Raw genomic sequence first — 25135 nt, 5'->3', positions numbered from 1 at the left:
GCGAAAACCAATGATCCCTAGGCTGCAGACGAGCGATACCCATTGCGCCGGCACTCCCGGTTTTTTTGAACGTCTCGTAGAGGCAGGGTTCTCCGGCGACGCAGATGCCAGTGCGGCGGCGCGCACTGTCTTTTCGACGGACAATTCGATTTATCAGCGCGAACCATCGGCAGTGGTTTTTCCCAGGGACGCGGAAGACATAAAGATCCTTATGCGCGTCCTTTCCGAGCCACGGTTCGAGAGCCTGCGCCTTGCACCGCGCGGAGGCGGCACGGGGACAAACGGTCAATCGTTGACAACCGGGCTTGTCGTGGACTGTTCGCGGCACATGAACAGGATTTTGGAGATTGATCCCGTGCGCGGGACCGCGCGTGTAGAGGCCGGCGTCGTAAAAGACCAGCTCAATTTCGCGCTTAGGGAACATGGCCTGTTCTTCGCACCGGAACTTTCCACCTCCAATCGAGCGACAATCGGCGGCATGGTATCGACCGACGCCTGCGGTCAGGGATCGTGCCTCTACGGAAAGACAAGCAATCACGTTCTCGGGCTTAGGGTGATCCTCAGCGACGCAACGGACTGGTGGTCCCGTCCACTCGACGATGTTTCGCTTGCCAAAGTCAAAGCCCGTACCGATCGCATCGGTGACATCCATCGCACCGTAGATCGCATCGCTCGAGACGACGGTGACAGGATCAAAAACGTATTTCCCCGTCTTAATCGATATATGACAGGATATGACCTGGCGCACATCCGTCGCGACGATGGACGCTTCGATCTTAATGCCATCCTTTGCGGGTCTGAGGGCACGCTGGCCATTATCGCCGAGATCGAACTCAATCTGCTGCCAATTCCGAAACATTCAGCACTCGTGAATATCCGATATGCCGATTTCAATGCTGCACTGGAGGACGCCCGGCGCCTCACGGCACTAAGCGTAGCTTCGGTCGAAACCATCGACGAGAAAGTACTCGGCCTGGCGAAAGGTGACATTGTCTGGAATGGCATTGCCCGGTTTTTCCCTGACGATGCAAGTCACTCGACAAACGGCATCAACATCGTCGAAGTGCTGGCCGACGATCCGGCAGAGCTGGAACTTAAAGTGCAGGGCGTAACGTCTGCATTGTCGCATGCGGCAGATATCGGCAGCGGAGGGTACACGATCGCCACTGCTCCTGCCGATGTTGAAGCGATCTGGAGCATGCGCAAGCGCGCCGTTGGCCTTCTAGGCAATGTGGACGGACCAGTTCGCCCCGTTGCCTTCGTCGAAGACACTGCGGTTCCGCCCGAAAACCTCGCGGCCTATATCAGAGAGTTCCGCGCGCTTCTTGACGGAGCTGGCCTTTCCTACGGCATGTTCGGTCACGTTGACGCAGGAGTCCTTCATGTTCGGCCTGCCCTCGACCTGACGCGCGACGACCATGTGCCGCTCATCCGTGAGATCACCGACGCCGTCGTTGCCCTCACCCGCAAGCATGGTGGAGTTCTGTGGGGTGAACACGGCAAAGGGGTTCGTTCCGAATACGTTCCTGAGTTTTTTGGCGATCTTTACCCGCGTCTGCAGGACATCAAACGGGCGTTTGATCCGGCAAACCGCCTCAACCACGGTAAGATCGCAACGCCAGACGACGAACCTCTTTTGAAGATAGACGAGGTGCCTCTGCGCGGCTCCGTCGACAAGGCGATTGGAAATGAAATCCGCGCCGCCTTTGACAATGCCGCCTACTGCAATGGAAACGGTGCGTGTTTCGACTTCGATGTGTCGAGCCCGATGTGTCCGTCCTATAAAGCGACACGAAATCGTATCTACTCGCCCAAAGGCCGCGCAGCTTTGATGCGTGAATGGCTGCGGCTCCTTGCCGAACGGGGCATCGACCCCAGACGGGAAGCTGCAAGACTGAGCAAATCTGCCAGGACACTGGGGTTTGTCAGACGCGCCTTCAATACGCTCAACCCCGTCAACGGCTCCGACTTCTCGCACGAAGTCAGGCAAGCCATGGATACCTGTCTTGCCTGCAAAGCATGCGCCGGCCAATGTCCGGTCAAGGTCAGCGTGCCTGCTTTCCGCTCGAAATTCCTGAACCTCTATTACGGCAGGTACCTGCGACCGTTAAAAGACCCGCTTGTCGCCAGTATCGAAACCATTTTGCCTCTCATGGCAAGATTTCGGCCGATTTATAATCTCGCTGTTGGCAGCTCGTTCGGTCGCGCCACAATGAGACTGGCGGGCCTCACGGCGCTTCCTGGTCTGGCACGTTTACCTCTCCCGCGCCTGGCAGCGCGCATGGGGGTCGACGTCGCACAGGCTGACCGGATTGATGCGTTGCCCCTGAACCAGCGAGAACGCCTCGTCATCTTCGTCGCCGATGCATTCACAGCCTATTTCGATCCATCGGTGGGCGTTGCCGCAATAGAGGTTGCCCGATTGCTTGGCTTTACGCCTCTTCTTTCGCCGCCCCTGACGAACGGCAAGGCGTTGCATGTCCACGGCTACCTGGATCGGTTTAAAAGAGCCGCTTCAAAAACCGCAGGCGAACTTGATCGCCTTGCCGCAACCGGTGTTCCGCTGGTTGGCCTCGATCCGTCCATGACGCTCGCCTTCCGGAGCGAATACAGGCAAGCAGACAGCCGGAGCATCATACCGCCCGTGCTCCTGCCACAGGAGTGGCTGGCGAATATGTCGAGGCCGATGGATGCCATCCAGGAAGTAAAGGTAAGCAAGCAGCTCAAGCTGCTGCCGCACTGTACGGAGCGCACCAATGCGCCTTCCTCGCTGATGCAATGGCAGACCGTTTTCAAAGCAGTCGGCGTCGATCTGCAGATTGCAAACACAGGCTGTTGCGGTATGGCTGGAACATTCGGACATGAGCTACGCAACCGCAGCACATCCGAGAAGCTGTACGGGATGAGCTGGTCGGCGGAAATCGCCCGTTCGGACGAGATCGTAACAATGGCAACCGGTTATTCCTGCCGCTCACAGGCAAAAGAAATCGACCAAAAGCGTCTCCCTCATCCCCTGGAGACATTGTGCGACCTTCTAAAACCGGGCGTCGCCAAGTAGAATGATATGTGATATGTGATAAATCTAACTCCATAACGAGACGGGGCATCTTTTGTCGATTATCACGCAACGCGGCAATCTCGCAGAAATCGTTGTTGCAAAGCTCAGCGAACGCATCGATTCGGGGCTTTATTCTGCGGGAGAGAAGATACCATCAAGCGCTCAGCTCTGCGAGGAGTTCGGGGTATCGCGCACCGTCATTCGCGAAGCCCTCATGTCGCTTAAAGTCAGCGGCCGGGTCACTGCCAGACAGGGTGCAGGTGTATTTGTTACGGAAAAAGACGCAAAGACGCTGAACTTCGAGATCAACCGGATCGACGATATCCGCTCCGCTATGCAAATACTCGAACTGCGGCTCGGTGTTGAGATGCAGGCTGCAGCACTCGCGGCAACCCGCAGGACGCCGGAAGCTTTGGCCGAAATCGCGCGAGCCTATGATCATCTCGACGCCCTTGAAACTGACGACGCCGAAATCGAAGCACGTGCGGATTTCGAGTTCCACCTTGCAATTGCCAGAGCAACGAGAAATCCTCATTTTCCAAGTTTTCTGGAAGCGGTGATGGAGAGTATCAACTTCGAACTCGTGTTGAAACATCGCCAATCATCGCGAGCTTACCAAGCCTATCTCAAGAAAATAAACAAGGAACACGCCTCTATCCTTTCTGCTATAACGCAGGGCGATGCGAAGGCTGCAAAGAACGCAATTGCGGCACATCTTGAAGAGAGCCTGAATCGATACCGAACAATGCTGGATGAACCAGCAAGCACCGCAGCCACGGATTAATGTGAACCGTTCAGTTTCGCGCCGGGCTCTGCGAGACGGCAGGAATGTGATACCGCATCACCTTGATGAGATGAGAACCGCTCATCTCGTTAATGTAGGCTCGTTTGCATAGTAATGAAGAACGTCCTATTGACGGGTAGACTATGCGGACGGCGCGCGTTGACGACCGTCCGCATGGATTGAGACTCAGGCCGCGTCCCGGGATAGCTGTGAGGACAGTGCAATCTTCTTGGCGGCAACAAAATCCACCTTGCCGGAACCCAGGACCGGCACGACGCCGACATTGACCTCGGCGGGCACCATCATATCCATCGCACCCTTGGCCTTGGCAAAGATTGCGAAATCGGAGCGCGTGGCATTGGGTGCGTCGGTCAACAGGATCAGGCGCTCGCCTTTCTTGGCGTCCGGCACGGCAGAAACAACCGAAAGGCTGCTCGGCCAAAGCTGGCCCGCCAGGGCTTCCACTGCCGCGAGCGAAACCATTTCGCCGCCGATCTTGGCAAAGCGCTTGGCGCGCCCACGAATGGTGACGAAACCATCCTCGTCGATGGTGACGATATCACCCGTGTCGTGCCAACCCTCTTCCAGCGGCTCGATCACGCCGGGATTTTCGGCCCTGAGATAGCCAGCCATCACATTTGGACCGCGAATGAACAGGCGGCCGCCCTGATCGATGCCGGGAACCGGTTCGAGCTTCCATTCCATACCCGGCATGATCTTGCCGACAGTACCGGAGCGATTGAACATGGGCGTGTTCAGCGATATCACCGGCGCGGTTTCGGTGACGCCGTAACCTTCCAGAATGCGCAGGCCGAACTTTTCCATGTAGCTTTCGCGGGTCGACGGCTTGACCGGTTCAGCACCCGAAAAGATGTAGCGGATCGAGCGGAAATCATAAGGATGCGCCGTGCGGGCATACCCGTTCAAAAACGTGTCCGTGCCGAAGATGATGGTGGCATTCGACGTGTAGATCAACTCCGGCACGATACGGTAATGAAGCGGCGACGGGTAAAAATAGACCGGCACGCCAGCGACCAGCGGCAGAACGGTGCCGGCGGTCAGCCCGAAGGAGTGGAACACCGGCAGGATATTGAAAACCTTGTCACCGGAATGGAAGTCGATGCGCGATGCCGCCTGCGCGGTATTCGACAGGATGTTGCGGTGGGTCAGCACAACCCCCTTCGGCGCGCCTTCCGAGCCGGAGGTGAAGAGGATGACCGCGGTGTCATCCGCCTTCTGTTTCACCAAAGGCCTGTAGCGGCGCAACAGCCCCTTCAATTTTTCGAAGAACGTAACCGTCTGACGCAGATCGTCCAGCCAGACGAAAGTTACGTCCTTTTCGAGCTCGGCAATGATCGGTGCAAGCTTACCCTGTGTCACGAAGGCGCGCGAGCACAGGACATGCTTGATCTGCGCCGCCTTGCAGGCCGACACGATGTTGGCGGCACCGGCGGTGAAATTGAGCATGGCCGGAACCTTGCCTGCGGACATGACGCCGAGCAGGGTGGCCGCAGTGCCGTTGGCATTTGGCAGCATCACGCCAAGCGTCTTTTCGTTCGGGAACATCACCTTGAACCTGGCGCCCAGAACGGCGGCGCCGGTGAGCAGCTTGCCATAGGACAAGGGGCCACTGATCGGGTCTTCCACCGCAAGCTTGCTGCCGCCCCTATCCCGCGCCGTCTCGATGATGCGTTCCAGCACGGTAAGGTCGGTATTGGTGGTCCTGAACATAAGCGACGACATGATCCTGTAGAGCGCCGCGCCGGCTGCGACGCGCCGCTTGCGACCCTTGAGATCGACAGGAACTTCGAGCCGCACCGGTTCAAGGATCGTCACCTTGACCTTGGGAAACAGGCGCAGACGCACCTGCCCGGCGGAAAGTCTGGAGAAATAGCTCTTTTCCAGACCATCTATACGGACGGGCACGATCATTGAACCGGTCTTGTCGGCCACCATGGCGGCACCATCATAGACCTTCATAAGCGTGCCGGTGACCGTCAGGCGACCTTCCGGGAAAATACCGATCGCATTGCCGTCCTGAGCCACCTTTATGAGCGAGCGGGTCGCCATCGGCTTGGTCGGATCGAGCGGCAGGAATTTGCACATCTTCAGGAACGGGCGCACCCACCACGCCTGGGCGATCTTGTAATCGACGGCAAAGACCGGCTCCTCATCGGTGATGGCAAGCGCCAGCGCGCCGTCGAGAAAACTGACATGGTTGAGCGCGATGATCGGAGCGCGGCCGGCCTTGCGGATATTTTCCAGACCCTCGACTTCCAGCCGCATGAAGGCGCGGAAGAGGATCGAGATGAAATCGCGGAAAGCATTGGTTGGCAGCGTCTTCAGCATCAGCCAGGCAACGCCGATATTGATAACGGACAGGCCGAGTATGATCAGCGGAACCGACATGCCGGCGGCCTGCAGGACAGCGACGAGCGCCAGACCGACGGTGATGAACAGGGCCGACAGAACATTGGCGCCGCCGATGACGCGGGCACGGCGTTTTTCATCCGCCCAGGTCTGCATGGCAGCAAAGGTCGGCACGGCGAGAAAAGCGCCGCCGATCGCCATGCCTGCGAGATCAATTGCGACGCGAATGGTTTTCGGTCCGGCGAAGAAGGCGGAAATCGTCTCCGCATGCGAAGTGGACTTCAGGCCCCAGAGATTCCAGGCGAGATCCATACCGAACAGCGCGACGATGGCAAGGCCCACGGGTGCCGGCAACAGAACGACGCGACCGGCCGACATCCAACCGGCAATGGCGGAACCGACAGCAATCGAGACCGCGAAGATTCCCAGATAGGCCGGAACGACCAGTTCGGAGCCGCCGAGGATTTCACTGACCATGATGGGCAACATCGACATGATGAAAGCGCCGACGAACCAGAACCAGCAATTCATCAGGGCGGAGCGCCACACACGGGTGTCCTCGCGCAGTTCCCTTACCAGCGTCATGCTGGACCGCAGCACGTTTTTGTCGATGACCAGAGAAGGTTCCTTTGCACCGATGCGCGGGATCATGCGGGCCGACCCCCAGCAGAGAACCGACAGAACCATCATCATCGGCCCGAATATCCAGATGGTGTCGCCTTTGGAAAAGGCGAGTGCGGCGACGATCGTGCCGGTCAGGATGGCGATGAAAGTACCGCCTTCGATCCAGGCATTTGCCTTCGGCAGTTCCCGGGTTTCGAGAAGGTCCGGCAGGATGCCGTACTTGATCGGTCCGAACAGCGCAGAGATGACGCCGAAACCGAACAGGGCGACCATCAGCACGAAGATGGATGAAAAAGCGATGCCGACAACGGAGATGGCGGCAATGCCGATCTCGGCAAATTTCAGCCGCTCGGCCATCTGCGCCTTGTCGTGCTTGTCGGCAAGTTCGCCGCCAAGGGCGGACAAAAGCAGGAAGGGAGCGATGAAGATGCCACCTGCAAGCGTCACCAGCGCTGCGCCTTCGGCGGCCATTGTCGCCAGAATGAGGAAGACAAGTGTCTGTTTGAGGAAGTTGTCGTTGAAGGCGGACAGGAATTGCGTCCAGAATAGCGGCGCGAATTTCCTCGTTTTCATTAGACTATCGTGCATGACGCTTTCCTTTGTCGATCGCGACTGTCATGCCACGGAGTTGTTATGTAATAGTTACAGATCAAAACAACTCCACAGCATCTTTAAATATTGTCAACTATCGCTGTCGCGATTGAACTTAACGAGCAGCTTTTCGGTCTTGGCGTCCTCGATCTTCCGGATCAGCTTTTCCGATTCCGAATTGTCACGCAAAGTCTTGGTAATATTCACCGTGGTCTGTACCAGCATGAGTATGCCCATGGCGAGATAGCCCTTGCCCCACAGGTCAAGCGGCATCATCCAGAGGCCGAGCGCCAGCATGAAGGCGGCGGCGCCAAAGGAGATGTAGGAGAAGCTGACCCAGCTGGCGGAATGTTTCTGAAAACTGTCGTTCATAATATTGATCCTTAATAAGATTTAGAAAATGGTGTTCAGACGGTGGCGTCAAGGCGGGTGCGGAGACGTGCCAGCACGTCATCCGCAGAAGAGCGAAGCGGCGCGCCGCATCCTGCCTCCGCCAGACGTTCGATCAATCCGGCGGTGCGGGACGGACCCTCCATCTGCTTGAGAACGGCTGACACCGTGTCGGTCTGTTTCTGGCGGTCACGCAGGCGTTCGAGTGTGCGCTCGGCATCATCCAGCGTCGCAAGGCCGACGCCGGAGGCAGCATGGTCAACCTTCTGGGCGGCATCGGTGGCGCGGGCCAGGCGCTCGCCACGCTGCAGATCCTTCAATCGGCCTTCCGCCAGACGAACGGTCGCCTTGAGCTTGGTAATGGCGCCAGAGAATTGTGCCAGAGCCTGCTCCGATGCGGTGCGTTCCGCCTCAAGGAAGGCGATCGCATCCGCAGCATCCCGCGCCAGGCCGTCATTTCCCTTCAACAATGTGGCCAGGGTGCGTTCTTCCAGATCCGAGATCCGCGACAGGATCAGCGTATGCTGGCTACGCTCCTTCTCGTTCTGGGCAATCGCGACGGCCAGCGCGTGCTGGGCCGATTGAATGGATTGGGCTGCTTCTCTGATTTGCTGGGCCAGCAGAGGAATGGCGTGCCGATCCGCCGCAGCCCGTTCCGCAGCATGAACCTTGCCGCGTAGAAGTGTTGCAATAAGGTTGAACATCAAACATCTCCGGTTTATGAACATTGTTCACGAAAAGAGATTTGCCACGAAAATGAACGATGTTCAATAATTATTTTGAACAATGTTCATCATTTCTGGAAAGGACGGTTAATATGGGTCGCCGGGAAGAAAAACGGGAATATCTGAAGGCGAGGCTGCTTGAATCGGCACGGGATCGTATTGCGCGCGACGGGCTTGGCAATCTGCGCGCCCGCGACGTGACGCAGGATGCCGGTTGCGCGCTTGGCGGCCTTTACAGCGCATATGTGGATCTCAATGACCTGATCATTCATGTGAACTCGACGACGCTGAAGGCTCTTGAGCAATCGCTGGCACTGACCGAGGTTAAGGACAGGCCGCCGGCGGACCGTCTGCGCAATCTGGCGCAGGGCTATCTCAAATTCGCGCTTGCCAACCGCAACCTGTGGAAAGCTTTGTTCGACCACTATTTACCGGAGGGTATTCCTTCCCCCCAATGGCATCTCGACGAACACCTCTTTCTGCTGAGTGTCATTGCAGAGCCTCTGCAAGAGTTACAGCCGGAGATGAGCGCAGAAGACCGGGCAGTGCGTGCTCGCACCCTGTTTGGCGCAGTCCACGGTATTATCAGCATCACGCTGGAAGCGCGCTTCGTTGGCCTGCCGCCGGAACGGCTGGAACGTGAACTCGATGAGTTCATCATCATGATTGCCGCCGGTGCAGCGTCCCAGCGCGAAACCTGAAAAATTACAGGGCAATCCAGATTGACGCATCAATGCCTGATGGCGTTGATTTCTCTTCTGCGGCTTAAAATCCTGAATAGTCCTTTATGGCCTTCACCCAAGTCAGCTGCATGGCCGGTGACAGGCAGCAGAGCACTCAGGCACTGGTAACAACACAGAGCGAGGACTGCGGCGGCCGCCCGCGTCTGAGTTCATCCCTGGTTGCCGCGGACAAGTTCGATGCCGTTTGCGCTGGCCCATTGCGCCACATCCTGCCTGGTCAGGGCCGTCGCCATCAGATCGGGAAACTGGTCCGGTGTGCAGGCGAATACAGGGCAATCCATCGCCGCAATCGCACCCGCATGCCGGCTGTCATAACTCGGCCGGCCATCATCCGAGAGCGCCAGAAGCACGATGACGTTGACCCCGGACTGTTTCAGCGCCGCAACCCGCGCCAGCATGGCTGGGGCGTCCCCGCCTTCGTAGAGATCGGTAGTCAGAACGAGATGCGTTTTGGAAGGACGGTCAATCTTCGTTTCGCAATAGGCCAGCGCCGCATTGATATCCGTACCGCCGCCAAGCTGGATGCCGAACAGAACCTTCACCGGATCGGCCAGATCCTCGGTGAGATCGACGATCGCCGTATCGAAGCAGACGAGTTTCGTGGAAAGCACCGGAAGCGAGGCCATGACCGCCGCGAAAATCGAGGCATAGACGACCGACGGCGCCATGGAACCCGATTGATCGACGCAGAGCATGACATGATCAAGATCCGCGCGCGTTCTGGTCTTGCGGGCAAAACCGATCAGCGTCTCCGGCACGACCGTGTTGTAATCCTGCTGATAATGGCGAAGATTGGCGCGAATGGTGCGCGGCCAGTCGATATCCGCATGCCGTGGACGGTGCGTGCGCTGTGACCGGTTCACCGCCCCGGTCAGCTTTTCAACCGTTCTGGATTGCAGGCGCTTCATCAGGTCCTCAACGACCTTGTTGACCACCGCGCGTGCTGTTTCCATCGTCCTTTCAGGCATCGCGCCGCGCAGCGAGATGAGGTCGGCGACGAGATGGACGTCCGCCTCCAGCGTCTCCAGGAACTCCGGCTCCAGCATCAGCGCCTTGAGATTCAGGCGCTCGAAAGCATCCTTCTGGATAACCTGCACAACCGGACTTGGAAAGAACTCTCTTATATCGCCGAGCCAGCGCGACACCTTCGGCGAGGACGCGCCCAGCCCGCCCCTTCCCTTCGTCCCGCCAGACTCATAGAGCGCGGAGAGCGCACGGCTCAGACGCTGGTCCCGCTCTGCGAGACCCTCCATATCGTCATCGCCAAGAGCCAGTTTCCAGCGGCGGATACGTTCAGAAATCTCGAGGGCCGAAATCTTGGAAGCCGAAGTATTGGGAGCCGGTGTCTCGGGGGTCTCGGTCATGCGCTCATTCCCAAAATTTGCTTCAATAACGGCAATGCGCGTTCGAAAGCAGGGTTGTCTGCCGTGTCAATCTGAATGACGGCGACCTCTTTTCGCCCACCCGCGATGCGCTCCATGATCCGCTTGCGGCCGATGGCATCAAAGCTGGTCAGGGCGCGGCGCAGGAGTGGCAGGCTTTCGACGAAGGTTTCTTCGTCCAGTCCACAGAGCCATTCATCGATCAGGAAAAGCAGCACCTGATCCTGGATCAGCACTTCCGCCGATCCTGAAATAAAGGCCTCGACGAAGGAGCCGGCCCGCGCCGGCGTCTCCCCGACGATCTGTCGCGAAAAAGCGGACGCGATCTGCGCTTCGTTCCAGAGGCCCAGATCATGCAGTCGGCGCAGGCTGAAACCGACGACGGGTGCAGCGGCCTGCTCGTCATCGACCAGAAGCGCGAGCTGACGCCGCCATTCCTCCAGCAGGGCGGCGTCGCCGAACAGGCCAAGCGCTTCGTCATAGATACGCATTGCCGCCATACGCTTGGCCGTCGCCTCGTCGTCCAGCTGGCGTGAGCCGATACGGATGCCGGCATTGACCTCGGCGCTAAGGGCTATGATCAGCGCCCGGAGTTCAGGCTCCGGCAGCTTGCGGGCGCTCCCGTAACGGACAATGCGCACCAGCGGCGCAACGGCGTCCATAAGGTCGGTGATGTCGTTGTTCTGCACGGCTGCGGCCTGCAGAAGATCGATGCAGGCGCTTGCCGCATCGGGAAGGTCGGCGACCAGGGCGCCGCGCACCAGTTCGGAAAGCTGCGCGATACCTCCTGCCTTACGGCCACGGTCGATCGTCGCGGCGGCGGCCGCCTGTTCGATCGTCAGCCCCCAGACCAGCGCTTCCGCCAGTCCGACCGACATATCGGGAGACCAGAGGAGTGCCCATATCTCACGATAGGTACCGCGGCCGGCCTCCGCATCGATCAGCCGGCCCCAGTGGATGCCGATCAGGTTGAGCCGGTGCAGGAAGGTGGATTTGAGGAGACCCGCTTCACTGCGCAGGTCCAGCTTGACCTCATTCGCCGCCTCATCCGGCTTCAGCCGGGTCCTCTTGCACCAGGCCTCGAAATCCTTTGCGAGCGGCATCTGCGGCACCGCTTCGTCGATCTCGCCGATCCGGCTGCCGATATAAAGCTTGCGCTCGATTATCGCGAGTTGCGTATCGTCACCATGGCAGAGCGACGACCGGGACGCATCGCGCATTTCGGCAAGACCCGGCACGCCAAGGCCCCGCAGGCTCGCAAGACCGAGTGAGAGCCGCGCGGCCTCGATCGCGGAGGCGGTGGAAGCCTCATACCCCTCCTGTCGCAACAGGGCCGCGGTACGCGCCTGCCACACGGCGGCAAAAGCCTCCGGCCCCTCATGGCGATCGCTGGAATAGAGCCCCCAGAGATGTCTGTACCAGCCGGGCGAGATGACGCCGGCGCCATAACCCGAAGCATAGCTCAGCCGTCCGTCGCTCCAGGGCGCCCAGGTCGCTTCCACCTTGAGTTTCGGCAGGTCCTTGGTGATGGCCCGGTCTTCGGCGACCGTCGTCTCCTCCCGCAGCCCGCCGATGTGCCAGGCCCCGACTACGGCGGCGACCTCGCCCTCATGCTGCTTTAATGCATCGCGAATATGTCCGCGCATAAAAGCTTCCCGGCGCTTTTCGCGCAGCCATTCGGCCTCGGTCATGCCGCCGGCTTCTGCCTGGTGCCGGCGCGTTTCGGTCATGGCGGTTTCAATCATGGCAAAAATTTCGAGCGGAGACTGGCCGCCGCCATGCTGTTCGATCAGGCCGTTCCAGAAGGTCTCGCCATCGCCATATCCGGCTGCTTCGGCCAGAAGATCGAGCGGGTCGAGACGGACTGCAGCGCCATCAGCCACTGCAATATCTTCCACATCGTCGGTTTCACCATTCGCTGTCGCTTCGGCTTTCGCCTCGAGAGCGGCGAGCGTTTCTTCCCGAGCCGCCTTCGTCAGCGCCAGCGATACCGCCGCCGGCCAGTCGATAAAGCGGACCGGTCGGCCACGGGCGAGCGCCCATTGCATGGCCACCCATTCCGGCGAGAATTCCGCAAATGGCGCAAAGACGGCATTCGCGGCCTCGTCGGCCGCATAGAACAGCATGGCAAGCGGCGGCTTCATGCCCGGCAGCACCGCATGCTCAATCAGCGCATCGCCTTCCGGCGATCCTTCGATCAGCACGCAGGCCGGATCGAGGGCGTCGAGCGCGCCCTTGAGGAGCGCCGCTGAACCCGGTCCGTGGTGGCGTATGCCGAAAAGATGCGCCTTGCGTTTTGCGGCCATCAGATCACCTCGCGGATCGCCTCGTAGAGATCGCTCCAGCCGTCACGCGTCCTGATCACGGTTTCGAGATATTCGGACAAGGCAACGCTGTCCTGTACCGGATCCTTGACCACCGCGCCGACAATATTGGTGGCAAGCGCGTTGGCGTCGATGCGACCGTCGCCGAAATGCGCCGCTTCCGCCCAGGCCGAGACGCCGACGGAAATCGCTTCCGCCGTGGAGAGCGTGCCGGTCGACGTTTTCAGCTTGGTCTTGCCGTTCAGCGTTTTGCCGTCGCGGATTTCGCGGAACAGGGTGACGACACGGGCAAGTTCCCTGTCGGCCGGCTGGATCGGCGGCAGGCTCAGATTGGTGCCGATTTCGCCGACACGCTTGATGACGATCTGCGTCTCTTCTTCCAGATTGGCCGGCGAGGGCAATACCACGACGTTGAAACGTCGCTTCAGCGCCGAAGACAGCTCGTTGACGCCCTTGTCACGATTATTGGCAGTGGCAATGACGTTGAAGCCGCGTTCAGCGCCGATGGCAGTATCGAGTTCCGGCACCGGCAATGTCTTTTCCGAAAGAACGGTGATCAGTGTATCCTGAACGTCCGACCCCATGCGCGTCAGCTCCTCGAGGCGCAGCAGCGTGCCCTCCTCCATGGCGCGCACCAGCGGCGTCTTCACCAGGGCATCCGGCGACGGCCCCTTGGCGAGCAGCAAAGCATAGTTCCAGCCGTAGCGGATCTGGTTTTCGTCCGTACCGGCCGTGCACTGGATCAGGCGCTGGGATGAGCCGGAAATAGCGGCGGCCAGATGTTCGGACACCCAGGATTTCGCCGTGCCCGGCAGACCGAGCAAAAGCAATGCGCGATCCGTCGCAAGCGTCGCAACCGCCGTTTCGATCAGGCGGCGATTACCGACATATTTGGCGGAGATATGAGTACCATCGGACGCCTTGCCCCCCAGCAGGTAGGTGACGACGGCCTGCGGGGAAAGCTTCCAGTTTGTCGGACGTGCACGATCATCACCCCTGGCAAGCGCGGAAAGCTCGCCGGCGTAAATTTCTTCCGCGGGGCGGCGAAGTTGGGCTTCAGGCATCTGTGGTCTCCAGGCTGTCCATGAGGTCGAGAAAAAGGATGGCATTGCCGCTTTTGGCGGATTCGAGCGCGGCAAGCTCGGCGCGCAAGGTCGGGCGCAGGGCGCAGGGGCACATAGTAGCCATGCCGTCGAGGATATCCGCATCGTAGCGGGCATTGTCCTTGCGCAGGGTGCTCCAGGGCGTGGATTGCAAAACATCCTTGAAAAGGCTTTCCGTCGCTGCCCCGCCAAGCCACAGCGCCATCCGGTGAATGGTCCATGGCGATGTATCGGCATCCCATCTGTCTGGACGGAAGATATATTCCACCCAGAGCTGCCGCTCTTGCACACTGTAATCTGCAAGTATTTCGGCATCAGGCTGTGAGAAAGCCTCCCAAACGTCGCGGAGATGGCGGTCGGTGATCGTTTTCACCACATCCAGACGCCGGTCCTGCGTCGCCATGAAGAGAAAGGCGACAAGGAGATCGCTCTGTTTCTCCGCCGCAGCAACCATAGCATCAACCGAGAGCGACAGGGCGCCGGCAAGGACCTCCAATCCGACCGGGCCGAAGGTTTCGTTGAGCCAGCCTGTCTTGGTATAGTCCCGAACGGTCGCGGGCAATTCGAGCGTCAGGGCCGTCTTCTTGAAGATCAGCCCGGCCTTCGAAACCTTGATCCGCTCCAGCGCGGCATAGAGGGCAGGATTGTCGCCCCCGACTCCCGGCAATTTGACGAGCAGCCTCTGGGCCAGCTCGCGAACACGCGGTGCACGGTCCTTTTCCAGACCCTTCAGAAATGGCGCATCCGACTCGGAAAGCTGTCCGCGCAGGGCGCCCAGCAGGCGCACGCGGCTGTCGGCATTTTCCGTTCCCCAAGCCGCCTCGACCAAAGCCCTCGCGGCGGCGGGATCGGTTGCCCGGCGAGTGCTTATATAGCCGGCCTTCACCGCCGGCGTCGCCAGCATCCAGTTTTCGTCATTCAGCCGGTCCGGCGCGAAATAGTTCTGCCTTTGAGCAACCGGGGTCTCGCGTTCGGAAAAGGCGAGCGCTTCGGCACCAAGGCTTTCCGCGAACGCCTTTACGAAGGGCTCCAGCTTCGGCAGATCGAAGGGATGCGGCCGGAGCTTTTTTTCCGCGAATGTCCGGGCAATCGCGACGGACAATTGGCCGGATGCTTGGTTCTTGTCCGAAAGCAACCGCAGCAGGTGTTTTCTCGCGGCATCCGGCAGGATCGTTGTCCGATCGGCAACGACGTCCTCGATCTTGAAATGGGCTGGCTGCGCCGGGCGGTCGAAACGTAACGCCTGACCGGCCAAAGCCAGTGCCTGCAGCGGATCATTCGTGCCAATGGCGTCAAGCGGCAGGCCGTCACGGGTACCGGAAAGAAGTTTTGGCAGAATGGCAGTCTTCAGACTTGATATGGTCATGCGGTCCACCGCCCCAGTGAGGTTTCCGACCAGCAGAGCGTCAGCTCATTGCCGTTCCAGAGACCCGCACCGTCGATTGTCTCGCATTGCAGCAACGGCCAGGTTGCAGCAGCCTGCGATTTCGCCACCGGCAGACTGATTTCATTTCCGTGAAGATAAACATTGTCTTCGGTACGCCTTAGCCGTGCGCCGCGAAACATCATTGGATAGTCGGCAAGCCAGGGCTTATCGATCAACGCATTCTCGTAGCGACCATAAGCCGTTGCGAGATCGTCGGAAGGAAGCGTCAACGGCGCATCGGAGGGCTCGGTCGCTCCGATCTGCCGCACGACCATGGCGCGCAACGGCGCGCTGGACGGATAAAAGACGAGTTCGGCTTCAAATGCATCACCGACGCTATAGCCGCTCGAAGACGCGCCGGTTGAGACCGGGACATATTCGATCAGCACAGCATGCCGTTCGTTGCCGTAGAGCCATGTTTCGATCCGTCGCAGCTTGTCCGGCTGCACCTCGTTTCGGGTTGCCCAGACACGCCAGACGCCGGAAACGCGCAACGCCGCCTCATCGGCAATCAGCGCTTCGCGCGTAACGGTCCAGCCGATCATCTGCCGGATATCCTGGCGCAACGGTTCCGGGAGGTCGTCCTGCCGCCGATAGGCCTCGGCCAGCAGATGCAGAATGCCGAGTTCCTGAACCGCGGCGGTGGGACGCGCTGCGTCCGCAAAGGCGAAAAGACGCGCCGGCATCGTATCAACCCGAAGCGCCAGACCGGAAGCCTTGGCGTCAAACAGCCGTTGCGCCATCACCCTGCAGGCGGCCGTCGCCTTGCCGGGGAAAGATGCAAGCCCGACGTCCATCTGGTCGGAAAGCCAGGTGTCAAGTTCATCGAGGCCATTGGCGATGGAGCTTTCCCGCTCCAGCCGGTTCCGCTCGCGGGCAAGCGCGGCGCGAGCCTCCGCCTTTGGATCGGCGAGGGTTTCGGCTTCCTCAACGGCTGCTATGGACGCTTTCGGCCTCTCCGCATTGGCCGCCGATGCGCCGGCGGAAGGGCCGCGCCGGCGGGAAAGCCAATCCGTCACCCAGTCAGGCGGCGTACCGCCGGCAAATTCGACCTTGCCTTCGACCCGCATCCACATCAGGGCCAATGCGTGCTTGCAGGGAAATTTACGGCTGGGGCAGCTGCATTTATAGCCGGCATCGGCTTCGGTAACGGAAATCCTGTAGGGTGTTGCGCCGGAACCCTGGCACTCTCCCCAGAGGAGGCCCGATCCATCCTGTGCAAGCGTCGGCCAGTTCGCTGGCTTGAGAAGCTTCTTGGCCGCTGCAAGCGAGCCCTGATCCGGTGCGAGCTCTTCGATCTTTGCCAGGCTCAAACTCAATAAAATTCTCCGTCCCGCACATACTTAACCGAATCTCATAAAGGTTATAGCGCGTTTATGACATGGAATCGGTGACGATGGACAATAGGGAGTTGCAGGACGATACGTGAAGAGGCTGATAACATGGCCATATCAAACCATCTGCTTCTGAGGCGTTGACTTATACGTCCGCGGCCCGTTGGAAACGATATGTATGGCGCTTTGCCGGCACTGAGCAACCAAGCCGTAGATCGCAGATGTGAGAGTGCCATCGTGATCCTGAGCAGCGCCGTCTCGACCTCCTCGTCGATGGACCTGTCAAAACTCAGAGAAATATGTCCGCTCGAGACAGCCCTATATCTGTCCGCCATTCACTTCTATCTTGGCGAGAATCGTCTGTTTGGAATCTTCGAGGTGGCGCCGGATGACGGTTTTGAGGAGTGGGTAGTCCTGCTCCTTGAGAGCCTTCAGGATCAGGCCGTGTTGCATGATCGCCTGTTCCACTTCGCCGCTTGCGACCTTGCCGGGAATGGTGGCGGGCAGGCTGTAATTCATGAGATCGCGATATATCTTTACATTTCTGTCGTTGCCTCCGAGCCGGACGAAGGCAAGGTGGAATTGCAGGTTGAAATCATATTCGTGATATTTTTCCGGGGCCATGGCCGCCGTATTTATCGTGGACAGATGAATGTTTTCCATGATGCTTATCTGTTCCCGCACGTTCTCGTCGGGTCCTGCTTCCAGCTTTTCGACCACCCAGCGCTCGATCATCAGACGGGAATCCATGACCTCGTTGACGATATCCATATCGATGGGAACGACGAAAGTTCCAACCTTCGATCTTGTGACCACCAGCCCGTCCATCTCAAGCCGGTTCAATGCGTCACGAACGGGCGTCCGGCTGACCTTGAGCTGATCGGCAATCTTCTCAAGGCTGAGTTTTTCGTTCGGTGGGTAATGCCGCAGAATGATTTCCCGTTTTAGAAGCGCATAGACACGGTCCCAGAGATTGGACGTGTCGAGTTCTGGTAGTGTGTTATCTTTCAACTGTTTGCCTCTCCGGGTATCTTTTATGCGCTCCTGCCGCGGCCTGCGCCGACGATGCATCTTCCAATTTCTGAATGTAGCTTTCGTTACGCACGAGGAAATCCTGACCCACGACCCGCAACCGCACCTCACCGCTGGAAAACAGCCGATAATCGATGAAACCGACCTGGCGTATTCCCCAATGCCTGACATCGGGCTTCTTGGTGACGCCGGCGACCGATGGCGACCAGACATGCAGAACATCACCGAGACCAAAGCTGCGGTACTGGTGATTGTGGCCCGAGGCGACCAGCCGCACGGCGCATCCGTTCAGAATTTCTTGTAACGATGCCCTTGCGACAGGATCGAGGGCATCGGTGGATACGGTGGTTTCGGAAGGATGGTCGGCAAACAGCGCCTTATGGGTGAAAAGCGCCACCGGCATGCCGGATGGCAGCGCGGCCAGGCTGCTGCGAAGAAAGGCAGCCTGTTCGTCCTCGTGGGACGGTGCGTTCAGCAGTTGCGCAATTATTCCGACAAGCGCCCAGACTCCATGCCGCTCGACCCAGAATTCACAGCCGAAGGCGGCCCGCCAGCGCTCCCGGCGGCGGTGATTGATTCTGGCTTCGGGGAGAGGGTTGATCATGCTGTCGCCGAGATCATGGTTGCCGGCGATGATGTTCCACGCCACCGGGATACGCTCCAGTTGCCGGCGGGCGTAGTCCATATCCGCATCGCTATCGGGATCGCTATACATGGCATCGCCGGTGATGACGACCAGATCCGGCCTTTCGGTCTCCAGCCATTCGAGCACCAGCTCCCAGTTTCGCTGGTGATGAAGACGACCCACCCCCAGATGCGGATCGGAAATTTGCACCACCCTGAAATATTCGCCTGTCATCGCATCGGTCCGTTTTAGCGAAAGAGATCGGCCATGCTGCGGCCGACGATCTTGGAGGCTGTGAAAACCAGAAGCAATGCGAGCGCCAGCGCGATCGTGCTGATCGCTGCGGCGGAGTTGATTTCGTGGGCTTCGAGCCGTTCATAGATGGCGATGGAGATCGTTTTCCAATGCGCCGAATAAAGGATGACGGTGCTGCTCATTTCCGTGATCAAAGTCGAAAAAACAATGATGCCGGCCGCCAGAAGACCCGGTGCGACAAGGGGAAGCGTAATACGGCGAAGGGTTGCGCCCTGGGTCGCGCCGCAAATCGTCGAAGCTTCCTCAAGCGCCGGATCGACACGGCTGACGGCCGCGACCGCGGCGCGATAGCTATATGTCAGGCGCCGCACGATATAGGCGATGATCAGGATGAACGCCGTGCCGCTCAGAACCACCGGACCGGAATTGTAAACCGTCAAAAGCGCAACGCCGGTCATGATGCCGGGAAGGATGAAAGGCAGGGCGATGGTAAGGTCCAGCGCCCACTTTGCCGGCAATTGCCTGCGTTCGGCCGCATAGCCGGTGGCCGTGCCGAAAAGGATGCAGACGAGCGTTGCTATGCCGGCCAGAAACAGGCTGTTGAGCACGGGCTGTTTCAGATGCTGCATGGCCACCGAATAGTTCGAAAGACCGTAGGTCAGCGGCCAGAGCGTGCCCGGCCATGCCTCGACAAAGGACAGCAGCACCACGATCATCTGCGGCAGCATGGCGAAGGCGAGCACGCTCCAGACCCAGAGCGCACCGAGCACCCGCGCCAGCGGATGCCGGCTGCGGATCGCGGATCGGGTCCGCCCCGAAATGCCGACGAAACGACGCCCGCGCGTCAGGCGCAGCAAGAGGCTGATCGCCGCCAGCGCAATCAGCACGTTCACCAGGGAAATCGCCCCGGCCGCATTGAGATTGAAATAGCCGTTGATCTGAAAATACATCAGCGTCGAAAGAACATAGGTCTCACCACCCAGCACGGCGGGAATGCCGAATTCTCCCAGACACTCGATCAACACCAGCAAAGCGCCGGCGAGAACGGAGGGCGTGACCATGGGCAGGGTGACGGTGAAAAAGACCCGCAGCCGCGATGCGCCCATCATGCGCGCGGCTTCTTCCATGGCCGGATCGTTGGCGGCCAGCGCCCCTTGCGTAAACAGGAAAACATAAGGGAAGTTGGCGAGTGTCATCCCCAGCACGATCCCGAAAGGACCGTAGATCGGCGGCAGCGTGATGCCGAACCATTCGAACATATAATGGGTTGCGATGCCGCTGCGACCGAAGAGAACGACCCAGGAATAGGCGCCGATGAAGGGCGGCGAGATCAGCGGCACGATCGACAGGGCCATGATGACGCTGCGCAGGCCGATATCGATGCGCGCCACGGCATAGGCCGCCGGAATGGCGAGAAAACTTGCCAGCACCGTCGAGACCACACTGATCCAGACGGTGTTCCAAAGGGCGACGCGATACATTTTCGACGTCGCGAAGCGGGCAAAATTGTCAAAGGTGAGATTGGAGAGGCTGAGCGGCGCGCCCTTGGGAACGAAGCCTTTCATAACGCTCAAAAGAACGGGATAAGCGAGAAACGACACCAGAAAGAGCACGGTTATCAAGGCGAGCAGCCAGGGAAGCACCGTTCCGGCGCGAAGATCGATGCCGGTGCGGCGGCTGGCCGGGGGCGGCTGTGTCAGGGAGATCGCCTCGCTCATGGTCGAACAAACTCCACGGCATCCTCGCTGCTGAAGGAAATCCGCACCGCATCGCCTTCACCAACGCCTTCGATCCTTCCATGCGCCTCAGCGATGACCTCACGGGCAGCCTCGGGGCAGTCGATGATGTAGCGCACCGTCGCGCCCAGAAATTGAATGCGCCGGACCACGCCTTCAGAGCCTTCCGCTCCTATTCTTATCGCTTCCGGCCGCACCATGGTCAGGCGGTTACCGGTGTTTTCACTCAGCCCGTCGCAATCGAAACGGTCGACATGCACGCGCCTTACAGCGCCATGCGGATTGTGGAAGAAATTCGCCTTGCCGATAAAATCGGCGACAAATACCGAGGCGGGATTGCGGTAAATCTCTTCCGCCGAGCCGATTTGAATCAGCCTCCCATCCTTGAAGACGGCGATGCGATCCGAGATCGCCATCGCCTCCTCCTGGTCGTGAGTGACGTAGATCGCCGTAATTCCCAATTGCCGCTGAACGCTGAGAATTTCCTCCCGCATGGTCACGCGCAGCTTGGCGTCGAGATTGGACAGAGGTTCATCGAGAAGCAGCAATTGCGGCTGGTAGACCAGCGCGCGGGCGATCGCCACCCGCTGCTGCTGGCCGCCCGAAAGCTCGGACGGATAGCGCCTGGCAAGCGCCGTCAGGCCGAGCGTCGAGAAGATCGCGTCGATGCGGCGGCGGATCGTTTCGCCGGGCAGGCGTCGCAGCGTGAGCCCGTAGGCGGCGTTGTCGAATACGGAAAGGTGGGGAAAAAGCGCATAGGACTGGAAAACCATGCCCATGTTGCGCCGCGAGGGGTCAACCTCGGAAAGGTCCAGCCCATCCATGCCGATACGCCCGGAGGTCTGCACTTCAAGACCGGCGATCATGCGCAGCGTCGTGGTCTTGCCGCAGCCGGAAGGGCCGAGCATGGTGAAGAATTCGGGTTTTTCGATGTGGAACGAGACATCATCGACGGCAACAGTGGCGCCGGCGGCGCCACTGAAGGTCTTGCGAAGATTTTCAACCAGCAATCCGGTTGGCTCAGTCTTTGTGTTTTTTGCGGACGCCATCCAGCGCTGATCCTCGGGAAATTATGCTATCGGTGCGGTCAATCGGTGATGGGAATGCGCCTCACTGATTAAAAATCGTTTCCCATTTGGCGAGATAGGCGTTGCGCTCGCTTGAGGCCTTCTTGACGTCGTAGGGGAAGGTCACGATCTTGGCGGTCGGGGTAAGGCCAGCCGGCGCATCCACATCCGGGCGCACCGAGCGACGCTTGAACTGCGCCAGAATTTCGTGGCCCGGCTTCGAGTTCAGGAAATCGAGGAACAGTTTCGCATTTTCCGGGTTCGGGCCGCCGCGGACGAGTGCGGAAGCATCGTAGCGGAAGGCTGTGCCTTCGCTCGGATAGACGATTCTGACGGGATTGCCCTGCTCGATAATGCGCTGGATGTTGGATTCGTTGGAAACGCCGATCTGCTTTTCGCCGCGCGCCACATCGGTGAACACCGCTTCCGAAGCGGTGACGATGCTGGCATTGTCCATGACCTTGTTGACATAGTCCCAGCCGTAAAGCTGAAGCATCTGCGCAAGCTGGGCATAAGCGGAGCCGGACGTGCTGGGATTGGCAAGGGTGAGCTTTTCGGCAAAGCGCGGATCGGCGAGATCCTTCCAGGATTTCGGCATCGCAGCTTCGTCGAGCAGCTTGGTATTGACGACGAAGGCCTGCAGGGCAAGCGAACAGCCATAGGCAAGGCCGTTATCGACGATCGCCTCGGCCGGAAAATTCGCCTTCTCCTTGCTGTCGTAAGCCTGGAGAAGTTCCGGCTGCGCCAGAACCGCCTCGGTGGAGGCGCAGATGATCACATCGCCACGCGGATTGGCGGCTTCCGCCGCCATGCGCGTGAAAAGCTCTCCGACGCCGCCGGCAACGCTCTGGACGTCGATGCCGGGATGCAGCGTCTTGAATTTGGCAATCAGGGCATCACCAACGGCGCCCGGCGGATTATAGGCCACCAGTGAACCCTTTTCAGCAAAGCTGGCGACGGTCGTCGCAACCAGCATGCCCGCGGATAAAAATAACGTCTTCAAAATAGGCAGCTTCATCGAAATGTTCCTTATCTCATGACCAATCGCTATCGAGCCAAGCACGTGCTCTCAAGTATGAAATATATAACATTTATGATGACGCTACGGTGACAGGAAGCGTCTGCCGGAGAATGATTTTAAAGGGCGGCATTTCGAGGCCCGACTAATCGTTCAGGCAGCCATCCGGTCCTTGTTTTACCCTGCATTCATTATCCGAACGCACGGGGATGGCAGCTCACTCCTCTGGATGACCCGCCACAGCGGCTTATCGAAGGGCTCGGCCCGCTTAGGCAGGATGACCTTGTATGCCTTCTACTTGGCTTTCGCCAGCCGGGCCTGATATTCGACCTCAAGGCGGGCGAAGACATCATCAAGGGAAACTCCTCTGGAGGGATCGCGCTTCAACAGTAACCGGGAATTTCCTCTTTCAGCCAGCGTTGGCCGGCATCCTCCTGGTCTTCCAACTGGCGCAGGCCCGCACGGACAACCTCGCTGGCATTGTTGTAGCGGCCGGATTTAAGCTGCTTCTTGATGAATTTCTCGTAGCGTTCGTTAAGGGCGTAACTCGGGATGGGATCTAGGGCGCGACATTCCGCGAACTGCCGCCAAATCATATATCCCTCGGACACGCTGCAAGATCCGCGCGAACGTGCGCCCCGCTTTGCACCTGTCGATTTCGAGATTTGTGTTTTCTTGTGGAGATTTAGCCTGTTTTCATCGCATTGCTATGCGCACAGGATCGTAGTTTTGGGCTATTATAGGATATTGTAGCGTAGGAATTGGTTGCGGGGGCAGGATTTGAACCTGCGGCCTTCAGGTTATGAGCCTGACGAGCTACCGGGCTGCTCCACCCCGCGGCACCAGCGAGAAGTCGGAAGAACTTGTCGCCTAGATCTGGTTTTTGCTTTTGGCAAAGAACCGAAGTGATTTCATTATAACACAAAGGCCGCTTACGCGGCCTGTTGATTTGGGCGCTGGCCCTTATTTGTGAATGAGAAGATTTGTGTTGCGTTTTGCAGACCTGGCAGCGACCTACTCTCCCGCGTCTTGAGACGAAGTACCATTGGCGCTGGGGCGTTTCACGGCCGTGTTCGGAAAGGGAACGGGTGCAGCCGCCCCGCGATAACCACCAGGTCGGCAAAACGCAACATGCTCCATGTTTTCACATGGAAACTGCTGTTTCGAGAAGCTGGAGAGCCAAGGCTCTATTTAATTTACACGTCTTTCTGTGACCCATCCTCATGTTGCCTTGCTCGAGATCGAGTTTGGCAGCCATACAGGACGCTAGTCCGTCGCCGGTTGTCCGGCGCGCCGTCCGCAGGGCCTTTGGCCCGTGAGGACAGAAGATGATGTCATCAAGCTTTGCTTGATGAACATATTCAATGGGAACGAAGAAGTCGATCGAGCTATTAGTAACGGTAAGCTTCACACATTGCTGTGCTTCCACACCCGTCCTATCAACGTGGTCGTCTTCCACGGCTCTGATAGGGAACACTCGTTTTCAGGTTGGTTTCCCGCTTAGATGCCTTCAGCGGTTATCCATTCCGTATATAGCTACTCTGCTATGCCCTTGGCAGGACAACAGATCCACCAGAGATACGTCCATCCCGGTCCTCTCGTACTAGGGACAGATCCTGTCAATATTCCTACACCCACGGCAGATAGGGACCGAACTGTCTCACGACGTTCTGAACCCAACTCACGTACCGCTTTAAATGGCGAACAGCCATACCCTTGGGACCTGCTCCAGCCCCAGGATGCGATGAGTCGACATCGAGGTGCCAAACAACCCCGTCGATATGGACTCTTGGGGGTCATCAGCCTGTTATCCCCGGCGTACCTTTTATCCGTTGAGCGATGGCCCTTCCACACGGGACCACCGGATCACTATGACCGACTTTCGTCTCTGCTCGACTTGTCAGTCTCGCAGTCAGGCTAGCTTATGCCATTGCACTCGACGACCGATTTCCGACCGGTCTGAGCTAACCATCGCGCGCCTCCGTTACTCTTTCGGAGGCGACCGCCCCAGTCAAACTACCCACCATACACTGTCCCGGATCCGGATGACGGACCGCGGTTAGACATCCACGAAGATAAGGGTGGTATTTCAAGGATGGCTCCACAGGAACTGGCGTCCCTGCTTCAAAGCCTACCACCTATCCTACACATGCCTTGGCGAATGCCAGTGTAAAGCTATAGTAAAGGTGCACGGGGTCTTTCCGTCTGACCGCAGGAACCCCGCATCTTCACGGGGAATTCAATTTCACTGAGTCTATGTTGGAGACAGCGGGGAAGTCGTTACGCCATTCGTGCAGGTCGGAACTTACCCGACAAGGAATTTCGCTACCTTAGGACCGTTATAGTTACGGCCGCCGTTTACTGGGGCTTCAGTTCAGAGCTTGCACCCCTCCCTTTAACCTTCCAGCACCGGGCAGGCGTCAGACCCTATACGTCGTATTGCTACTTCGCAGAGCCCTGTGTTTTTGATAAACAGTCGCTACCCCCTGGTCTGTGCCACCCCATCATACTTGCGTACAAAAGGGTCACGCTTCTTCCGAAGTTACGC

At 58.8% G+C, this 25135-nt stretch carries 16 protein-coding genes, 1 tRNA gene, 2 rRNA genes and 1 pseudogene (1 of these 20 only partly in view); 3 read left to right on the top strand and 17 right to left on the bottom strand.

The window, feature by feature from the left end:
• The first annotated feature begins 10 nt into the window (after positions 1 to 10).
• Together ydiJ and AC5YUO_RS20060 are read left to right on the top strand one after the other, a co-directional pair.
• Positions 11 to 3058, top strand: a complete 3048-nt coding sequence (gene ydiJ / locus AC5YUO_RS20065) for a D-2-hydroxyglutarate dehydrogenase YdiJ (protein ID WP_496156509.1) — start codon at positions 11 to 13, stop codon at positions 3056 to 3058.
• Positions 3059 to 3110: 52 nt separating this feature from the next.
• Positions 3111 to 3842, top strand: a complete 732-nt coding sequence (locus tag AC5YUO_RS20060) for a FadR/GntR family transcriptional regulator (RefSeq protein WP_496156508.1) — start codon at positions 3111 to 3113, stop codon at positions 3840 to 3842.
• A 186-nt stretch (positions 3843 to 4028) separates the two neighbouring features.
• Here the strand turns inward: AC5YUO_RS20060 and AC5YUO_RS20055 are convergent, their stop codons facing one another.
• From AC5YUO_RS20055 to AC5YUO_RS20045, 3 genes are all read right to left on the bottom strand, one after another.
• Positions 4029 to 7424, bottom strand: coding sequence for an acyl-[ACP]--phospholipid O-acyltransferase (locus AC5YUO_RS20055; protein ID WP_496156507.1), 3396 nt, complete (start codon positions 7422 to 7424; stop codon positions 4029 to 4031).
• Positions 7425 to 7517: 93 nt separating this feature from the next.
• Complete coding sequence (locus AC5YUO_RS20050) at positions 7518 to 7799, bottom strand: YiaA/YiaB family inner membrane protein (RefSeq protein ID WP_065116655.1); 282 nt, start codon at positions 7797 to 7799, stop codon at positions 7518 to 7520.
• A gap of 35 nt (positions 7800 to 7834) precedes the next feature.
• Positions 7835 to 8521, bottom strand: coding sequence for a PspA/IM30 family protein (locus AC5YUO_RS20045; protein ID WP_496156506.1), 687 nt, complete (start codon positions 8519 to 8521; stop codon positions 7835 to 7837).
• A gap of 113 nt (positions 8522 to 8634) precedes the next feature.
• On the opposite strand from AC5YUO_RS20045, the gene AC5YUO_RS20040 reads away from it, so the two are divergent.
• Positions 8635 to 9243, top strand: a complete 609-nt coding sequence (locus AC5YUO_RS20040; RefSeq protein WP_496156529.1) for a TetR/AcrR family transcriptional regulator — start codon at positions 8635 to 8637, stop codon at positions 9241 to 9243.
• Positions 9244 to 9434: 191 nt separating this feature from the next.
• Here the strand turns inward: AC5YUO_RS20040 and AC5YUO_RS20035 are convergent, their stop codons facing one another.
• The 14 genes and pseudogenes from AC5YUO_RS20035 to AC5YUO_RS19970 form a co-directional block, all read right to left on the bottom strand.
• Positions 9435 to 10538, bottom strand: a complete 1104-nt coding sequence (locus AC5YUO_RS20035; RefSeq protein WP_496156528.1) for a VWA domain-containing protein — start codon at positions 10536 to 10538, stop codon at positions 9435 to 9437.
• Between the two features lie 107 nt (positions 10539 to 10645).
• Positions 10646 to 12973, bottom strand: coding sequence for a DUF5682 family protein (locus tag AC5YUO_RS20030; RefSeq protein ID WP_496156505.1), 2328 nt, complete (start codon positions 12971 to 12973; stop codon positions 10646 to 10648).
• On the bottom strand, positions 12973 to 14055 hold the full coding sequence (locus tag AC5YUO_RS20025; protein ID WP_496156504.1) for an ATP-binding protein: 1083 nt from the start codon (positions 14053 to 14055) through the stop codon (positions 12973 to 12975). Before AC5YUO_RS20025 ends, AC5YUO_RS20030 begins: the two co-directional genes overlap by 1 nt.
• Entirely contained in the window at positions 14048 to 15460 is a 1413-nt protein-coding gene (locus AC5YUO_RS20020; RefSeq protein ID WP_496156503.1) for a DUF5691 domain-containing protein, read from the bottom strand. The genes AC5YUO_RS20025 and AC5YUO_RS20020 overlap by 8 nt, the downstream gene beginning before the upstream one ends.
• The gene (locus AC5YUO_RS20015) at positions 15457 to 16839 is read right to left on the bottom strand and encodes an SWIM zinc finger family protein (RefSeq protein ID WP_496156502.1); all 1383 of its coding nucleotides are present in this window, start codon (positions 16837 to 16839) and stop codon (positions 15457 to 15459) included. Before AC5YUO_RS20015 ends, AC5YUO_RS20020 begins: the two co-directional genes overlap by 4 nt.
• Before the next feature lie 333 nt (positions 16840 to 17172).
• A complete protein-coding gene (locus tag AC5YUO_RS20010) occupies positions 17173 to 17865 on the bottom strand; it encodes a GntR family transcriptional regulator (RefSeq protein WP_496156501.1) in 693 nt (230 codons plus the stop codon).
• Positions 17855 to 18745, bottom strand: coding sequence for a metallophosphoesterase family protein (locus tag AC5YUO_RS20005; protein ID WP_496156500.1), 891 nt, complete (start codon positions 18743 to 18745; stop codon positions 17855 to 17857). Before AC5YUO_RS20005 ends, AC5YUO_RS20010 begins: the two co-directional genes overlap by 11 nt.
• A gap of 14 nt (positions 18746 to 18759) precedes the next feature.
• Complete coding sequence (locus AC5YUO_RS20000) at positions 18760 to 20484, bottom strand: ABC transporter permease (RefSeq protein ID WP_496156499.1); 1725 nt, start codon at positions 20482 to 20484, stop codon at positions 18760 to 18762.
• Positions 20481 to 21551: an ABC transporter ATP-binding protein gene (locus AC5YUO_RS19995; RefSeq protein WP_496156498.1), complete on the bottom strand. Its 1071-nt coding sequence runs from the start codon at positions 21549 to 21551 to the stop codon at positions 20481 to 20483. The genes AC5YUO_RS20000 and AC5YUO_RS19995 overlap by 4 nt, the downstream gene beginning before the upstream one ends.
• A gap of 61 nt (positions 21552 to 21612) precedes the next feature.
• Positions 21613 to 22587 carry an extracellular solute-binding protein gene (locus AC5YUO_RS19990; protein WP_496156497.1) on the bottom strand — a complete coding sequence of 325 codons (975 nt, stop codon included), beginning with the start codon at positions 22585 to 22587 and terminating at the stop codon, positions 21613 to 21615.
• Between the two features lie 294 nt (positions 22588 to 22881).
• A pseudogene (locus tag AC5YUO_RS19985) lies at positions 22882 to 23141 on the bottom strand (type II toxin-antitoxin system ParD family antitoxin).
• Between the two features lie 208 nt (positions 23142 to 23349).
• A tRNA-Met gene (locus AC5YUO_RS19980) sits at positions 23350 to 23426 on the bottom strand.
• Positions 23427 to 23588: 162 nt separating this feature from the next.
• Positions 23589 to 23703, bottom strand: a 5S ribosomal RNA gene (gene rrf / locus AC5YUO_RS19975).
• 254 nt (positions 23704 to 23957) lie between these two features.
• Positions 23958 to 25135: ribosomal RNA gene (locus tag AC5YUO_RS19970) — 23S ribosomal RNA — on the bottom strand (it continues 1758 nt past the right edge of the window).

It is taken from the genome of Agrobacterium sp. LEGMi-208b, assembly GCF_059511785.1.
Note: the sequence above shows the minus strand (reverse complement) of the source record. Positions and strands in the feature narration are given on the sequence as shown.

Excerpts from the sequence above, each read along its gene's own strand:
- AC5YUO_RS19990 (WP_496156497.1), bottom strand. The coding sequence starts at position 22,587 with ATGAAGCTGCCTATTTTGAAGACGTTATTTTTATCCGCGGGCATGCTG.
- AC5YUO_RS20020 (WP_496156503.1), bottom strand. The coding sequence starts at position 15,460 with ATGACCATATCAAGTCTGAAGACTGCCATTCTGCCAAAACTTCTTTCC.
- AC5YUO_RS20025 (WP_496156504.1), bottom strand. The coding sequence starts at position 14,055 with ATGCCTGAAGCCCAACTTCGCCGCCCCGCGGAAGAAATTTACGCCGGC.
- AC5YUO_RS20040 (WP_496156529.1), top strand. The coding sequence starts at position 8,635 with ATGGGTCGCCGGGAAGAAAAACGGGAATATCTGAAGGCGAGGCTGCTT.
- AC5YUO_RS20035 (WP_496156528.1), bottom strand. The coding sequence starts at position 10,538 with ATGGAGGGTCTCGCAGAGCGGGACCAGCGTCTGAGCCGTGCGCTCTCC.
- AC5YUO_RS20045 (WP_496156506.1), bottom strand. The coding sequence starts at position 8,521 with ATGTTCAACCTTATTGCAACACTTCTACGCGGCAAGGTTCATGCTGCG.
- AC5YUO_RS20055 (WP_496156507.1), bottom strand. The coding sequence starts at position 7,424 with ATGCACGATAGTCTAATGAAAACGAGGAAATTCGCGCCGCTATTCTGG.
- AC5YUO_RS20005 (WP_496156500.1), bottom strand. The coding sequence starts at position 18,745 with ATGACAGGCGAATATTTCAGGGTGGTGCAAATTTCCGATCCGCATCTG.
- AC5YUO_RS20050 (WP_065116655.1), bottom strand. The coding sequence starts at position 7,799 with ATGAACGACAGTTTTCAGAAACATTCCGCCAGCTGGGTCAGCTTCTCC.
- AC5YUO_RS20000 (WP_496156499.1), bottom strand. The coding sequence starts at position 20,484 with ATGAGCGAGGCGATCTCCCTGACACAGCCGCCCCCGGCCAGCCGCCGC.
- AC5YUO_RS19995 (WP_496156498.1), bottom strand. The coding sequence starts at position 21,551 with ATGGCGTCCGCAAAAAACACAAAGACTGAGCCAACCGGATTGCTGGTT.
- ydiJ (WP_496156509.1), top strand. The coding sequence starts at position 11 with ATGATCCCTAGGCTGCAGACGAGCGATACCCATTGCGCCGGCACTCCC.
- AC5YUO_RS20030 (WP_496156505.1), bottom strand. The coding sequence starts at position 12,973 with ATGGCCGCAAAACGCAAGGCGCATCTTTTCGGCATACGCCACCACGGA.